At 71.0% G+C, this 14,661-nt stretch carries 13 protein-coding genes; 2 read left to right on the top strand and 11 right to left on the bottom strand.

The annotated features are described in order from the left end of the window. Positions 1-89: 89 nt before the first annotated feature. Entirely contained in the window at positions 90-1,415 is a 1,326-nt protein-coding gene (locus tag RB608_RS20110; protein ID WP_308089836.1) for a M20/M25/M40 family metallo-hydrolase, read from the bottom strand. Between the two features lie 43 nt (positions 1,416-1,458). Here RB608_RS20110 and RB608_RS20105 point away from each other — a divergent pair, with 43 nt between their 5' ends. After that, complete coding sequence (locus RB608_RS20105) at positions 1,459-2,154, top strand: hypothetical protein (RefSeq protein ID WP_308089835.1); 696 nt, start codon at positions 1,459-1,461, stop codon at positions 2,152-2,154. Positions 2,155-2,160: 6 nt separating this feature from the next. Here the strand turns inward: RB608_RS20105 and RB608_RS20100 are convergent, their stop codons facing one another. Next, the gene (locus RB608_RS20100; protein ID WP_308089834.1) at positions 2,161-2,667 is read right to left on the bottom strand and encodes a YbaK/EbsC family protein; all 507 of its coding nucleotides are present in this window, start codon (positions 2,665-2,667) and stop codon (positions 2,161-2,163) included. A 117-nt stretch (positions 2,668-2,784) separates the two neighbouring features. Between RB608_RS20100 and RB608_RS20095 the strand changes: the two genes are divergently transcribed. Beyond that, a complete protein-coding gene (locus RB608_RS20095) occupies positions 2,785-3,747 on the top strand; it encodes a LysR family transcriptional regulator (RefSeq protein WP_308089833.1) in 963 nt (320 codons plus the stop codon). On the opposite strand, the gene RB608_RS20090 is transcribed toward RB608_RS20095, so the two are convergent. The 9 genes from RB608_RS20090 to RB608_RS20050 all read right to left on the bottom strand — a co-directional run bounded on the left by RB608_RS20090 (position 3,734) and on the right by RB608_RS20050 (position 13,261). After that, positions 3,734-4,588 (bottom strand): alpha/beta fold hydrolase, encoded by an 855-nt coding sequence (locus RB608_RS20090; protein WP_308089832.1) that lies wholly within the window; start codon positions 4,586-4,588, stop codon positions 3,734-3,736. The two genes, RB608_RS20095 and RB608_RS20090, sit on opposite strands and share 14 nt — an antisense overlap. 75 nt (positions 4,589-4,663) lie before the next feature. After that, on the bottom strand, positions 4,664-5,452 hold the full coding sequence (locus RB608_RS20085; RefSeq protein WP_308089831.1) for an ATP-binding cassette domain-containing protein: 789 nt from the start codon (positions 5,450-5,452) through the stop codon (positions 4,664-4,666). Then, on the bottom strand, positions 5,449-6,483 hold the full coding sequence (locus tag RB608_RS20080) for an ABC transporter ATP-binding protein (RefSeq protein ID WP_308089830.1): 1,035 nt from the start codon (positions 6,481-6,483) through the stop codon (positions 5,449-5,451). The genes RB608_RS20085 and RB608_RS20080 overlap by 4 nt, the downstream gene beginning before the upstream one ends. Beyond that, positions 6,476-7,462: an ABC transporter permease gene (locus RB608_RS20075; protein ID WP_308089829.1), complete on the bottom strand. Its 987-nt coding sequence runs from the start codon at positions 7,460-7,462 to the stop codon at positions 6,476-6,478. The genes RB608_RS20080 and RB608_RS20075 overlap by 8 nt, the downstream gene beginning before the upstream one ends. Further along, entirely contained in the window at positions 7,459-8,388 is a 930-nt protein-coding gene (locus RB608_RS20070; RefSeq protein ID WP_308089828.1) for an ABC transporter permease, read from the bottom strand. Before RB608_RS20070 ends, RB608_RS20075 begins: the two co-directional genes overlap by 4 nt. After that, positions 8,375-10,060: an ABC transporter substrate-binding protein gene (locus RB608_RS20065; RefSeq protein ID WP_308089827.1), complete on the bottom strand. Its 1,686-nt coding sequence runs from the start codon at positions 10,058-10,060 to the stop codon at positions 8,375-8,377. Before RB608_RS20065 ends, RB608_RS20070 begins: the two co-directional genes overlap by 14 nt. Before the next feature lie 330 nt (positions 10,061-10,390). After that, entirely contained in the window at positions 10,391-11,515 is a 1,125-nt protein-coding gene (locus tag RB608_RS20060; protein ID WP_308089826.1) for an exosporium glycoprotein BclB-related protein, read from the bottom strand. A 76-nt stretch (positions 11,516-11,591) separates the two neighbouring features. Next, entirely contained in the window at positions 11,592-12,146 is a 555-nt protein-coding gene (locus RB608_RS20055; protein ID WP_308089825.1) for a tetratricopeptide repeat protein, read from the bottom strand. 5 nt (positions 12,147-12,151) lie between these two features. Then, entirely contained in the window at positions 12,152-13,261 is a 1,110-nt protein-coding gene (locus tag RB608_RS20050) for a hypothetical protein (protein WP_308089824.1), read from the bottom strand. Positions 13,262-14,661 lie beyond the last annotated feature (1,400 nt).

Raw genomic sequence — 14,661 nt, 5'->3', positions numbered from 1 at the left:
CGGCTCGGGCCGTGTCTCGCCCCTCGGGCCTCGTGGCGGGCGGCGCTCAGGCTCAGCGTGGGTGCCAGGCTCCGCGGCCCGTATCGAGATCAGGCGTGGTCCAGGAACCTGTCCATCACCCGCGCACCGAACTCCAGCGCGTCGACCGGGACCCGCTCGTCGACCCCGTGGAAGAGCGCGGTGAAGTCGAGGTCGTCGGGAAGCCGCAGCGGCGCGAAGCCGTAGGAGCGCACGCCGAGCGCCAGGAAGTGCTTGGCGTCGGTGCCTCCGCTCATCAGGTACGGCGCGACCAGGGCCTCGGGGTCCTCCGCCAGGAGGCTGCGGGTCATCGCGTCGACCAGCGCGCCGTCGTACGGCGTCTCCCAGGGCGGCTGCTTGGAGAGGAAGTCGATGTCGATGCCCTCGCCGGTGAGCTCGGCCAGGGTGGCGAAGAACTCGTCCTCGAAGCCGGGCAGGAAGCGGCCGTCGACGTGGGCGGTGGCGTCGGTGGGGATGACGTTGACCTTGTAGCCGGCCGTGAGCATGGTCGGGTTGGTCGAGTTGCGGAGCACGGCGCCGAGCATCCGGGCGGCGTCGCCGAACTCCTCGACGAGCGCGGGCGCGTTCTCGGGCGTCGCCTCGACGCCGGCGAGCTCGCCGACCGTCGCGAGCAGGGTCCGCATGGTCGGGGTGAGCCGGACCGGCCAGTCGTAGGCACCGATCCGAGCGACCGCCGACGCCAACCGGGTCACCGCGTTGTCGTCGTTCATCATCGAGCCGTGGCCGGCGCGTCCGCGTGCGCTGAGCCGCATCCAGGCCATGCCCTTCTCGGCGGCCTCGATGAGGTAGAGCCGGCGGCCGCGGACCGTCGTGCTGAAGCCGCCGACCTCGCCGACGGCCTCGGTGCAGCCCTCGAACCACTCGGCGTGGTTCTCGACCAGCAGCTGCGCGCCGTGGTGCCCGCCGGCCTCCTCGTCCGCGGTGAAGCAGAGCACGATCTCCCGCTCGGGGACCCGCCCGGCCCGCTGGCGCGCGCGCACCACCGAGAGCAGCATCGCGTCGAAGTCCTTCATGTCGACCGCGCCGCGGCCCCACACGTAGCCGTCCTGGATCTCGCCGCTGAAGGGAGGGACGGTCCAGTCCTCCGCCGCGGCCGGTACGACGTCGAGGTGGCCGTGCAGCAGCAGTGCTCCCCGGTCGGCGCCGGTGCCCGTACCCCCGCCGCCCCAGCGCGCCACGACGTTCGCGCGGCCGGGTGCCGTCTCGATCACCTCGGCCGCGATGCCCACCTCGTCGAGGAGCGTGGCCACGTACTCGGCCGCCTTCCGCTCGCCCGTGCTCTCGTCGTCGCCGTAGTTGGAGGTGTCGATCCGGATCAGGTCGCGGCACAGGTCGACGACTTCGCCGGCGACATCGGGAGTGGTGGTGTCGGCCATGCGGTCATCGTCCCACGCAGGTCCACGCACTAGCGTGCTGCCCGTGGTCCCTCCCGACTGGAAGCAGTACACCCCCGACGACACGCCCGACCGGGAGTCGTCCGGTGGCCCCGGAAGGCCGAGGCCGTACCAGCCGCCGAAGCCCGCGACGAAGATCCGTTCACTGGATGAGCGCACCGTGCGCAGGAGGGGCGGGCCGCCGGTGGGGCTGGCGGTGGGAGGTGTGGTCGCGGTGGCCGGCGCGACCGCGCTGATCTTCGCGCTCGCGGGTGGGTCCGACGGCGACCGGCCGGCCGGGGGCGAGCCCCAGACGGACACCGGGTTCGCCGCGCTGGTCGCCGCGCTGCGGGAGGAGACGGGCGGCACCGTCGTCAGGAACGTGACGATCTATCCCGACTACGCCGTGGTCGACGTCCCCTACCGGCAGGACGATCCGACCGACGAGCGGGAGCTCAGCTACTACTGGAACGGGGACCTCGACGAGCCGAGCAAGGGCACCGGGACGGAGGCGGTCTTCGACCTGACCCAGGTCGACGCCGCGGTGCTCGACGGGCTGTGCCAGCACGCCGAGGCGCTGTTGGAGGACGCCGAGGAGTGCTACCTCTACATCAGCAAGCCGGATCCCGAGGACCCGACGCCCGGCTGGATCACGGCCGGCGTGAGGAACGACTTCAACCAGAGCGCCTACGTCGACTTCGACCTGGCGGGCAACGTGCTCGAGGAGCACCCGCCCTCCTGAGCCCGGTCAGCCCGGCGGAGTGGTGACGTCGGCGACGGTCGCGCCGAGCGCGGCGACGAGCGCCTCCCCGTCGACGGTCAGCGCGACGCCGTACCCACCGCCGCCGAGCGACACGGTGCCGGAGACGCGGGCATCGGCGATCACCGGGAGCGGGGTGGCGGATCCCAGCGGCGTGATGGCGCCACGGACGTACCCGGTCACCGCCCGCGCCGCGTCGGCCGACGGCATCGAGATCCGGTTGACGCCGAGCAGGGCGCGCAGCTGCGGCCAGGCGATCTCCCGGTCGCCCGGCACCAGGACGAAGCGGTGGTCGCCCTCCGCGACCCGCACGACCATCGTCTTCACGATCTGCCTCGGCTCGATGCCCCGCGCCGCGGCCGCTTCCTCCAGCGAGCCGACCGGTCCGTGCCGGGTGACCTCGAAGGACAGGCCGAGCTGCTCGGCCGCGGCGATCGCGCGGGCGGACTGGTCGGTCGGGTCGGCCTGGTCGGACGGAGCAGACTGCTTGGGCACACCCTCAATCTAAGCCGCGGAGCCCGGGAGGCAGCCGCTAGCATCGAGACTCCCCCGGTCCGTCCCGCGGCTCCCCCGGCCGTGCCGGCGCCCGGGCCGACTCGCGACGGAGCCTGCGTGCCGACGATCGACCCCCGACGCCTCCTCGTCCTGCGCGCCTTCGTGCTGTCCGACTCGGTCACCGCGACGGCGGCGGCCCTGCACCTGACCCCGTCCGCGGTGTCGCAACAGCTCGCCGCGCTCGAGCGCGAGGTCGGACATGCTCTCGTCGTACGCACGGGCCGCAAGCTGGCGCTGACCCCCGCCGGCCGGATCCTCGCCGAGCACGCCGAGGAGATCAGCTCGCGGCTGAAGCTCGCGGAGGCCGACCTCGCGGCGCACGCCGGCGGCGTCCTGGGCCAGCTGCGGATCGGAGCCTTCCCGACCGCGATCAGCTGGGTCGTCGCGCCCGCCATCGTCGAGCTGCGTCGCCAGGCGCCGGGCGTCGACGTCACGGTCGTCGACGCCGAGGCGCACATGAGCCACCGGATGCTGATGCGCGGCGACATCGACGTGACCGTGAGTCTGGAGTACGAGTCCGATCCCGAGCGCGACTCCCCGGACATCGCGAAGTTCCCGCTCTACATCGAGCGGTTCAAGGCCGTCCTGCCCCACACGCACCCGCTGGCGGGTGAGGAGGGGATCGAGCTCACCCAGCTCAGCGGCGAGGGCTGGATCATGCCCTCGCCCGGCAACCCGTGCCGCACGATGGTGCTGCAGGCGTGTGCCGAGGTGGGATTCCATCCCCCGATCGCGCACGTCTCCGACGACTACCGGGCCGCGGTGGCACTGGTCGCCGCCGAGGCCGGGATCTGCCTGGCTCCGGAGTCCGCGCTGTCGGCGCGTGACGCCGAGTGGGTGACGATCCTGCCCACCCGCGGCATCGCGCCGCTCCGCAAGGTGATCATGACGACGCGACGCGACAACCAGGGGCACCCGGTCGTCCGCGCCGGGCTGGACGCGATGCGGGCCGCGCTCGCCGAGCCGGACTCGGAGATCTACGGCCCGCTGGCGCGGTCCGACACGTTCAGCGTGGAGTGACCGCCCGGGCGGAGGGCGCGTTCTCGCGGAGGAAGGCGTCCACGTGGCGGTGGTACTCCTCCGGCTTGTCGCGGCGCACGCAGTGGTGCGCGCCCTCGATGACCACGACGTCGAAGCCGGGTGCGACCGCGGTGAGCCGCTCACGCGAATGCTTGTCGACGATGACGTCGCCGGTCCCGGTCACCAGCAGTGCGGGCACGCCGGCCGGACCGACCGTGATCTGCCGCGCCGTCGGCGTCCAGATCCGGCGCTTCTCGTGCAACCGCTGCTCCATGTAGTCGGTGTCGACCGCCTTCATCGCCTCGGCGAGCGGGAGCAGCTCCTGCTCGGGCCAGTGGGGCTTGAGCTCGCGCTGCAGGTCGACGAGCTCCTCGACGGTGGACGTGTCGACCTCGTCGAAGGGGTCCCGCTCCCGCTGATCGGCGGGGACGCTGAGCCACGGGTTGGGTCCTGCCTCCGGCACCCACCACGGGGGGTCCTCCAGGACGACGCCCGCGACGAGGTGCGGTGCGTCGGCGGCCACGAACGCGGCGATCCGCGCGCCCATGGAGTGCCCGACCACCAGCGTCTTGCGCCCGGTGTCCGCCAGCAGGTCGCCGAGGATGTCGATCGCGTCCTGCACCATCACGTCGGTCGACGGCACGCCCTCGTGGTCGGGACGGCGGCCGGGCGACTTCCCGTGACCCCGGGCGTCCGGCGCGACGATGTGGAAGTCGCCGCCCCAGCGGTCGACGGCGTCGCCGTAGCACTCTCCGGACTCCACGGCGCCGTGCAGGATGAGGATGGCGGGCGCATCGGCTGCGTCCCGCCCGTACGTCCGGACGAACAGGTCGGTTCCCACGTCTCTTCTCTCTATCGGTGTGTCATGTGCAGATCGTGGCACGGCTCGTCGGCGCCGTGCAGCGCTCCGGGCTGGTCAGCTCGGCAGCTCGGCCTCCGGCGTGGCCGCCACCAGTGCCTGGGTGCACGGGTGCTGCGGCGCACGGAAGATCTCCTCCGACGGACCGGTCTCCACGATCCGCCCCCGCTGCATGACCGCGACCCGGTCGCTGTAGAGCCGGATCACCGCCAGGTCGTGGCTGACGTGCAGGAACGAGATCCCCTGGTCCCGCTGGAGGTCCGCGAGCAGGTTGAGGATCTGGGCACGTACGCTGACGTCGAGGGCGGACGTCGGCTCGTCGGCGATGATGAGCTCCGGCTTCAGCGCGAGCGCACGCGCCACGGCGACGCGCTGGAGCTGGCCGCCGGACGCCTCGTGCGGGTAGCGCCCCAGGTAGTCGGGGCCGAGGCCGACCGACTCCAGCAGCGCGACCAGCTCCGCGGTCGACGTCGTCTCGCCGTGTGCGCGGAAGACGTTCTCCAGGGTCTGGCGCACGGTCTGCCGCGGGTTGAGCGAGGCGAGCGGGTTCTGGAAGACCATCGCCACGTTGCGCCGGAGCCGGCGCAGCCCCCGCCGGCCGAGGGCGGCGACGTCCTGCCCGTCCGTACGCACCGTGCCCGAGGTCGGCGCCACGAGGCCGTTGGCCATCCGTGCGAGGGTCGACTTGCCCGAGCCGGACTCGCCGACCAGGCCGAGCGCCTCGCCGCGCTCCACACGCAGCGAGACGCCGTCGACCGCCAGGAACCCGTGTCGGCCGCGCCCGAAGCCGCCCGGCTTGCGGTAGCGCTTGCTCACCTCGGTCATCTCCAGGATCGGCGCGCTCACCGGGCGGCCTCCTGCGGCGACGGCAGTCTGTCGAGGTGGCAGGCGGCACGGTGCGCTCCGCCGGCGGAGCTGGTCGGGCGGGGCGCGGGCAGCGGCACCTCGGCCACGCACCGCTCGCCGACCTGATCGGCCAGACCGCACCGTGGCGCGAAGGCGCAGCCGGGGCCCGCGTCGCGCAGCGATGTCGGCGCGCCCGGGATGGCGCGCAGCCGGGTCCGCTCCCCCGCCGTGCCGAGCCTGGCGTCGAGCCGCGGCGTCGCGGCGCGGAGGCCGGCCGTGTACGGGTGGGCCGGCTCCTCGAAGATGTCGCGCAGGCTGCCGTACTCGGCCTCCCGACCGGCGTACAGGACCAGGACGTCGTCGGCCGCGCTCGCCACGACCCCGAAATCGTGGCTGATGAGCAGCATCGCCATGCCGTACTCCTCCTGCAGCTCGCGCAGGAGGCCCAGGATCTGGGCCTGCACGGTCACGTCGAGCGCGGTCGTCGGCTCGTCGGCGATGAGCAGCGCCGGTCGGTTGACCAACGCCATCGCGATCACCGCCCGCTGTCGCATGCCGCCCGAGAACTCGTGCGGGAAGCGGCGTACGGCGTCCGCCGGCTCGGGGATCCCCACCCGCTCCAGCATCTGCACCGCCCGCGCCCGCGCGGCCCGGCGGGAGACCGACGGGCCGTGGAGCCGCAGTGCCTGCGCGATGTGGGCGCCGATGTCGAGGTACGGGCTGAGCGCCGACATCGAGTCCTGGAACACCATCGCCACGTCGGCCCCCCGGGCCCGGCGCAGGTCCCGCTCGTCGGCCGCGAGCATGTCCCGGCCCGCGACGAGGATCCGGCCCCGGGCGCTCGCGCCGCGCGGGAGCAGCCGCATGATCGCGCGTCCGGTGATGGTCTTGCCCGAGCCCGACTCCCCCACGACGGCCAGCGTGCGGCCGCCGTCGAGCGTGACCGAGAGGTCGCGCACGACGTCGAACGAGGTCGCGCCGGTGGAGAACGAGATGGTCAGGTCGTCGACCTGGAGCACGGGGTCAGGCACGGCGGATCCTGGGGTCGAGAAGTGGCAGGGCGAGATCGACGAGCAGGTTGCCGACGATGATGAGGAAGGCCGAGAAGAGGGTCACGCCGACCACGATGCTCAGGTCGGCCTCGTTGACGCCGGACAGCAGCAGGTCGCCGAGGCCGTGCAGGCTGAACACCTTCTCCGCGATCACCGAGCCGCCGAGCAGCGCGGTGACGTCGAGCGCGAACATCGCACTGATCGGCACCATCACGCCGCGGACGGCGTGGCGGTTGACCTGTCGTGGCGAGGCGCCGCGCGCCGTCATCGCGACCAGGTGATCGGCCGACAGCTCGTTGAGGAGCTGGGTCCGGGTGACCCGGATGTAGCCGGCGGCGAGGATGAACGACAGCACCATCCACGGCCCGACCAGGTGCCAGGCCCAGCCGGCGGGCGACTCCGAGAACGGCACGAATCCGGAGAACGGCAGCACGTTGAGCATGAAGCCGAACACCTGCACGACGAGCAGTCCGACGAGGAAGGTCGGCACCGAGAGACCGAACATGGCGAACCCCGTCGAGAACCGGTCGACGATCCCACCCTTGCGGATCGCCGACAGTGCGCCGAGCCCGATGCCGACGACGAGACACAGCACCGCCGCGCCCAGCGCCAGCGACAGGGTCACCGGCAGCCGCTCTGCGATCAGCGAGGTGACGTCGCTGCGGTTCGGGAAGGAGTAGCCGAAGCACGGGGCGGCGCACTCGACCTGCTGCGCACCCTCGCCGTAGGTGCGGCCGACGAAGAGTCCCTTCACGAACTCGCCGTACTGCCACACCACGCTCTGATCGGTCTGCATGTAGGCGCTGACCTTGGCCTTCGTCTCCGCCGGGCACGGCTTGCCGCACATGGCCCGGGCCGGGTCCTTCGAGGCGCCGAAGAAGAGGGCGATCGTCACGAAGGCGATCGCGAGGAGCATGAACACCGCGGTGACCATGCGACGGGCGACATAGGTGATCATGCGGCATCCTCCGTGCGCACGTCGAGGACGTCGCGGAGCGCGTCGCCGGCGAGTGTGGCGCCGAAGACGATCAGGAACACCACGGCGCCGGGGAAGAGCATGTACCAGACGTCCGCGCCGCTGTAGATCCACGGCAGGGAGTCGGAGAGCAGCTTGCCGAGATCGGGTACGTCGCCCCGCAGGCCGACGCCCAGGAACGAGAGGCCGGCGACCACGCTGACGTTGCCGGGCAACGACATCGCGAACAGCACGACGACCAGCCCGAACAGGTGCGGCAGCATCTCGCGGCGGATGATCTGGCCGGGCGGAGCACCGGTCGCCCGCGCGGCCTCGACGAAGGCGCGGGCGTTGACGGCGCTCGCCTGCGCGCCGATGATCCGGGCCGGGACGGTCCACCCGAAGAAGGCCAGCACCAGGACCAGCACGACGCCCCGGGGCAGCTCCGGCGGCACGATCGCCATGATCGCGATCACGAACATCAGGCCCGGGAAGCCGAACATGAAGTCGATCAACCGGCCGGCGAGGGCGTTGACCCAGCCGCCGAAGTAGCCCATGGCTGTGCCGAGGATCGCCGCGACGACGATCGACAGGATGCTCGCGCCGAACGCGATGAACAGCGACGAGCGGATGCCGTAGACGATCTGGGCGAACAGGTCGACGCCGGTCACCGGGACGACCCCGAGCCAGTGGTCGGCGCTGACGCCGCCGAACGCGCCGATCGGCCGGCCGCCGTCCGGCGCGAGCAGGTCGGTGTGGAAGGTGTGCGGATCCTGGCCCTCGAGTCGCACGAGCAGCGGAGCGCACAGCCCCGCCACCATCGGCACGACCAGCATGACCAGGCCGGCGACACCGGACCTCTTGCGGAGGAAGCGGCGGAGGACCGACGTACGCCGGCCCTCCGCCTGGTGCATCTCAGCGATCGACACCGACGACCAGCTCGTTCGCGAACGGCGGGTAGGCGGGCATGAAGTAGTTCATGATCTTCGAGCCGGCCAGGGCCTGCGTGCGCTGGACGAGGATGGGCACGATCGGAGCGTCCTCCATGATCTGGCGGTCGATCGCGGCCCACATCTCGGCGGCCTTGTCGAGGTCCGGCTCCGAGATCGCGGCGTCGATCGCGGCGTCCACGTCGGGATTGGAGTACTGCGACGCGTTGCCACCCCCGTCGCCGATCTCGCTGGACGCGAACAGCGGCTGGATGGTGCTCATGCCGCTCGGGAAGTCGGCTCCCCAACCGCTCGTCGTCAGGTCGTAGTCACCGTCGGCGGACGAGATCAGCTCGTACCAGCCATCGCCGTCGAGTCCGTTGAGCTCGACGTCGATGCCGACCCGCTTGAGGGAGTTCTTGATGCTCTGGGCCTCCTTCTCCTCGATCGCGCTGACATCGGTGGGATAGGTGAGGCTGAGCTTGAGGTCGGTCACGCCGGCCTCGGCCAGCAGGCTTTTCGCCTTCTCGACGTCGCCGGTCTCACCGCCGTCGTAGAGGTTGTAGTCGGTCGCGCCCGGGATGCCCTCGGTCATGATCGATGCCGTGATCTGCCCGCCGAACTTCGGTCCGCCGTACACGCTCTGGACCTCGGCCTTGTTGATCGCGTAGTTGATCGCCTGCCGCACCCGGACGTCGGAGAGGCCGGGGCGCGTCACGTTCATCGCGAGGTAGCGGAAGTAGCCCGACGGGCCGTTGGCCATCCGGTCCGAGATCGACGGGTCGGACTCGATGCGCTGGAACTGGGACGGCGAGATCAGCGCGTTGCTGATCGCGCTCTGGTCCTCGCCCTTGTCGTCGATGAGGCGCTGGACGATCGTGTCGTTGTTCAGGCCCATGTCGAGGACGATCTTGTCCGGGCCGGCGAGGCGCGCCTGGTCGGTGTCGGCACTCCAGTTCGGGTTGCGCTCGAGCACGGCCTGGGTGCCCTTGCTGAAGCTCGTCACCATGTACGGCCCGCTGGCGACCGGGTTCTCGCCGTAGGTCTCGGGCTCGGTGTCGGCGGCCTTCGGCACGGGCGCGAAGGCCGGCATGCTGACGATCCAGGGCCAGTTGCCGAACGGACGGCTGAGGTGGAAGACGATCTTGTGGTCGTCGACGACCTCGATGGAGTCGAGCTCCTTGCCGTCGTACGGACCGTCGTAGTCGGGCCCGCCCTCGAGCAGCGTCTTGTGGTAGCCCAGGCCGCCCTGGAACATCGGCGCGAAGGATCGCTCGATGCCGTACTTGACGTCCTGCGCGGTGATCGGGCTGCCGTCGGAGAACTCCAGGCCCTCCTGGAGCGTGAACGTCCAGGTCTTGCCGCCGTCCTCCGTCGTACCGGTGTCGGTGGCGAGATCGGGGACCAGGACCGTGTCCTTGTCGGGGAAGGTCTGCCACGACGTGAGCCCGCGGTGCACCCACCGCAGCCGGCTGGTCGGCACCATCTGCGCGTTGGCCGTCTCGAAGGTCTCGGTCGCCCGGCGCGAGAGGTAGTGCAGGGTCCCGCCCTGGGGCACGGACTCCAACGCCGAGGTGCTCTTGTCCTTGTCCTTGGTGGAGTCGCCGGACGACGAGTTGGCATTGCAGCCCGCCACCGCGAGGGCCAGGACGAGGGCGAGCCCGACGGGCACGACTCTCCGGGATCGATTCGCCATAGATCGCGCTTCCTGTAAGGCGGTCCCGATCCGATCGGGCCGCGGCTTTGGATCTCAGGAAGGGAGTCTGTGGGCGTCCGCCGTCACGCGTCCATCGAGGAGTTCTGCACCGGAACTTTAAGAAGAACTGAAAGATCAAGGTCCCTGCGTGCGCGACGACCACGATAGCGGCAGCGATCGCCGGAGAGAAGACCGCGAGCGTGCACCTGCGCTACACGACGCAGCGGACGCGCGAAAGCCCCGACGCTCTGCCGTGCAGCGCGTCGGGGCCCGGCCTCGGTGTCCGAGGACCGAAGGGCGGCTTCGTCAGGAGAGCTTGAGCCCTGCGGACCAGTAGCCGCTGAGGGCCGTGGCGCTGTCGAGCCCTGCCGTCACGTTGGACCGCACGACCAGGATGACCTGCGTCTGGTCGACCAGCGGAATGGCGAGGCCGGTCGTGGTGCAGCTCAAGACCGTGCCGATAGCGAGGATCCCGGTGAGGCTGGGTGCCAGCGTGCAGGTCGCGCCGGGGACCGGCGTGAACACGTTGTCGGGGGTCGTGGACGCCCAGAGCTGGACCTCGGCGGTCAGAGTGGTGCCGATCAGCGACATCGCGACGTTGTTGGTGAAGTAGCCGTCGATGCCGTTGAGGGTGCGGTCGCCGGTGATCGGCTGGGCCAGGCCCGCGATCGCGGAGGCCGTCGCGTCGATCGTGCCCCCGGCGATCGAGACACCGCTGACGGAGCCGGTGCCGTTGATCGGCAGCACCGTGGCGGTGTTGCCGATCCCACCGAGGACGGTGGTCGTGACCGCCGGCGTCGTGCCGCTGCTGCTCGACAGCATGGCCCCGGAGCCGGCAGGACCGGTCGGGCCGACGGCTCCGGTGGCTCCGTCGGCTCCCGTGGGACCGGTCGGGCCGACGGCGCCGGTGGGTCCGACGGGGCCGGTCGGGCCGGTCGGGCCGGTCGCACCGGCCAGGCCGATGCCTCCGGTCGCGCCGGTGGCCCCGGTCTCGCCCGTGGCTCCCGTCGCGCCCGTCGGCCCCGCGGGGCCGGTCGGTCCGATGCCGCCTGTCGCCCCGGTGGCGCCGGTGGCACCCGCGGCTCCCGTCGCGCCTGTGGCACCGGTAGCGCCGGCCGCGCCCGTGGCACCGGTAGCGCCCGTGGCGCCGACCGAGCCGGACGGACCACTGGCCCCCGCCTCGCCCTGCGGCCCGCGATTGCGGTCGAGGCCGCGGGTCCAGCGGATGTGATCCTCGCCGGGGCGGCAGCGCTTGACGTTCTTGACGATCCGGATCTTGCCGGTCTTGACGCTGAAGCACGCGCTGATGACGCGGGTCTCAGGCTTCGTCCGGTCGGCGGCCTGGGCCGCGCCTCCGGTGCCGATGAGCGCCGCCGTGGCCAGCGTCGCGAGGGACAGGGAGGCGATGGCGCGGGGCCGGAAAGTAGTCACGCCAGGACGCTAACGGCCGGTCCGACCCCGTGGTCGCGAATCGGCGAAACTAGGGACCCAGGTCCCGTGCCCTCGGTCAGTCGTACGACGGCGCCTCGACGTCCGCCATCGACGGGTCGAGCTCGACCCCGGTCGCCAGGTGCTCCTCGGCCTCCTCGGTCTCGCCCAGGTGCAGGAGGGCGAACCCGAGCCGCATGTGCGCGGCGGCCATCTCCGGATCGGCGGCAACGGCCCGCCGGTAGAGCTCGACCGACGCGTCGAGATCGGTGGTCTCGAGCACGATGCCCTTGTTGTAGAGCGCCGGGGCGAAGGCAGGATCGGTGGCCAGCGCCGCGTCGTACCGCTCGATCGCCACGTCCTGCTTCCCGGCCTCCTGGGCCAGTAGCCCGAGGTTGTAGTGGGCGTAGACGTTGTCCGGATCGAGCTCCAGCACGTTCTCGAAAGTGGCCCGGGCCTTGACGTCGTCACCCGCGTCGAGCTGCTGCAAGCCGGTCTGGACCAGCCTGTCGGCGGCCGACAGAGTCGCCGACGACTCGGCGGTCGGAGCCGGCTTGTCGTCGCCGTCGCCGCTGCATCCGGCGACGAGGACGACGGTGAGCAGAGCGAGGGCGGCGAGCGCGGGACGAGGCACGCCGATCAGTGTAGGGAGGCCTGCTCTCGGGCGAAGGCCAGGTTCTGCTCGACCCGGGCTCGCTCGTCGACCGGGAGCGCAGGGTCGGCGAGCAGGGCCTGGGCGAGCGCGGCGGACTCGTCGTACCTGCCCACCCAGTAGCTCGAGACCGCCAGCTCGTCGCGGGCCCGCCAGCCGTAGGCGCCGGAGCTCACGAAGAGGATGTCCTCGGTCGGTCCGAGCTCGACCGCCCTCGTCGCGAAGACGTGGGCCAGATGGTGGCGGCCCCGCTCGCGCAGGTGCCGAGCCAGCTCCACCAGCGTCTCGGCGCGCCCGGGACGACGCTCGTACGCCGTCAGGTAGGCCGTGAGCACGTCGTGGTCGTCGTCCCCGAGACGCTCGCGCAGCACCGCAACCTGCAGCAACGAGTACCAGACCTCCTCCTCCCAGCCGCCCAGGGCCGCCCGACGCTCGTAGGCCGCCACCGCCTCCCGGTGCCGGCCGAGGTCGCGCAGGGTCTGGGCCAGGTAGAAGCGGTAGCGGACGTTGTCGGGCTCGTCGGCGATACCGCGCTCGAGCAGGGCGAGGTCCCGCTCGAACTTCACCTCCCGGCTGGCCCCCTCCGCGTGATCGCGGAACCAGGCTCCGCCGAGGAGCGGCCGGACCGCCTCGCCGACGTCGAGGTACTCGTGCGTGACGCCGACGTACCGGGCGGGTGCGTCGACCCGCACGAGCCGGACGTTGGCGTAGTCGAGGCCGCTGGCCCGCTGCTCGAGGAGGTAGGCGTCGGCGGTCAGCGCGGCACGGAACGCGGGATCCTCGACCACCAGCTCCATGTCCGCGTCGCACAGCAGCAGGTAGTCCGCGCCCTCGGCCGCGGCCGTGTCCCGTGCTGCCGCGAGCGAGTCGTTGCGCGCCTGCGCGAAGTCGTCGAATCGCCCGTGGGTCAACCGCCCCGGGAGGCCCTGCCGGTCGAAGAACGACGTGATGATCTCCGCCGTGTCGTCCGACGATCCGGTGTCGTGGATCGCCCAGGCGTCGATCCAGGGAGCAGCGGCCGCCAGGCAGCGCTCGATGATGGCGGCCTCGTCCTTGACGATCATGGTGAGGCACAGCCGGGCGCGGGTATCGGTCACGCGAGGAGTCTAGGAAGGTGCTGTAACGCGGAACGTCTGGTGCCCGAGGGCACTCGGAGATAGTGCCCACTTTGTCTCGTGACCTGGCGGCGGGCGCCTGATCCTTCCCCAGGACGCGCCGAACTACGACGGCCAGCAAGCCTGACCTCAGGCAAGGACATCCGCACAAACAGTTGCGGTTGCCGCGTTCCTGAAGCAGCCGCTTCCACCCGCACTCCCTACGAGCGCCACCGTGGCGCGGGCGAGATATGTGCGCCCAGGCCGTCAAGGTCATTCATGGTCGCGAAGCGGCCCAGGTTGCGTACCCGAAGGACGTCGGCTGGGACTGACAACGCAGCATCACGGTCCACGGCGCTCCGAACTGACCTCCCGAAAGGTGCAGCCGGACTCTCGTTCGGACACTAGTCGCAGCGTTCCACACACGCTTGCTCCTGCCACGCAGCGTCGGGTCGCGATGTGGATCGGGCATTCCGACGAAGTCATCTACCTCGACTCGCTCGCCAACGGGGTCATCGACTTCTACGTCACGAGGAAGTGTATGGCGGGAAGCCGCCCCGCAACGCTCACTGCCACTGCCCTTCTACACAGACCCGAAATCCGTGACGTTTGAACGTGAACAGGCTCCAGCACGGTCGACGTCCCTTCTCCCAGGGACGCACCCAGAGAATCTTCGCCTGACCCCACCGTGCCGTTGCTGGTACAAAGTCGGGCCTCTCAGGGATGCCGCTGTCAGGCTTGGTCCCGCAGTTGCTTCTCCGGTCGATGTAGACGGTGAGCACGCGGTTTCGGGCATGCCTCTTGCTCAGCCACGCGGGCATGCAGTCGCCCTTCCGAAAGACGCGCCGCAAACAGGCGTCTGGGTGGGCCGAACCGGCGAGGCGGAAGGGACTTCCGCAGCGCGATCCCTGAGGAACTACCTGAGCGATGGCCTTCACGCTGTCACAGGGCACCGACGGCACGTCCTCTGCGTAGGCGTTGGTGTAATAGGCACGCACACAGTCGCCGAACCCCGGAGCACGGCTGCCGCCCCGCTGTGTGGAATCCCGACCCTGCTCAGCGTTGGTTCGCTTCAGATCGGCCAATTCGTAGCCCGTCGCAAGTCCGAGCAGCAGGGCAAGTACCCCAGCGCCGACAACGGCGGTCGCGACCTGCCGCCCCCGACCGAACCGACGCGGATAGGGACGCGGAGATAGCCCATGCTGGCGCCGCTTCGCCTCCTCCAAGATGCCGTCTGCAATCCTGTGCGCCCGTTGCAGTTCCCAACGACGCTTGGCGGAACCGCGGCTGATGAGCCAGAGCAGAATGGCCGCGCCGCCGACGGTCGCAACGGCACCTGCCCCGACGAGAATGTGGGATGCCCTCGTCAATGCCTCAACATGGTCCTCAGCCCTCATACCCTG

The organism is Nocardioides sp. LHD-245 (assembly GCF_030929495.1).
Taxonomy (GTDB): Bacteria; Actinomycetota; Actinomycetes; order Propionibacteriales; family Nocardioidaceae; genus Nocardioides.
The sequence above is the reverse complement of the archived record's forward strand: the minus strand, read 5'-3'. Positions and strand labels throughout refer to the sequence as shown.

Coding starts and splice junctions, on each gene's coding strand:
- RB608_RS20110 (WP_308089836.1), bottom strand. CDS start 1,415: ATGGCCGACACCACCACTCCCGATGTCGCCGGCGAAGTCGTCGACCTG.
- RB608_RS20075 (WP_308089829.1), bottom strand. CDS start 7,462: ATGATCACCTATGTCGCCCGTCGCATGGTCACCGCGGTGTTCATGCTC.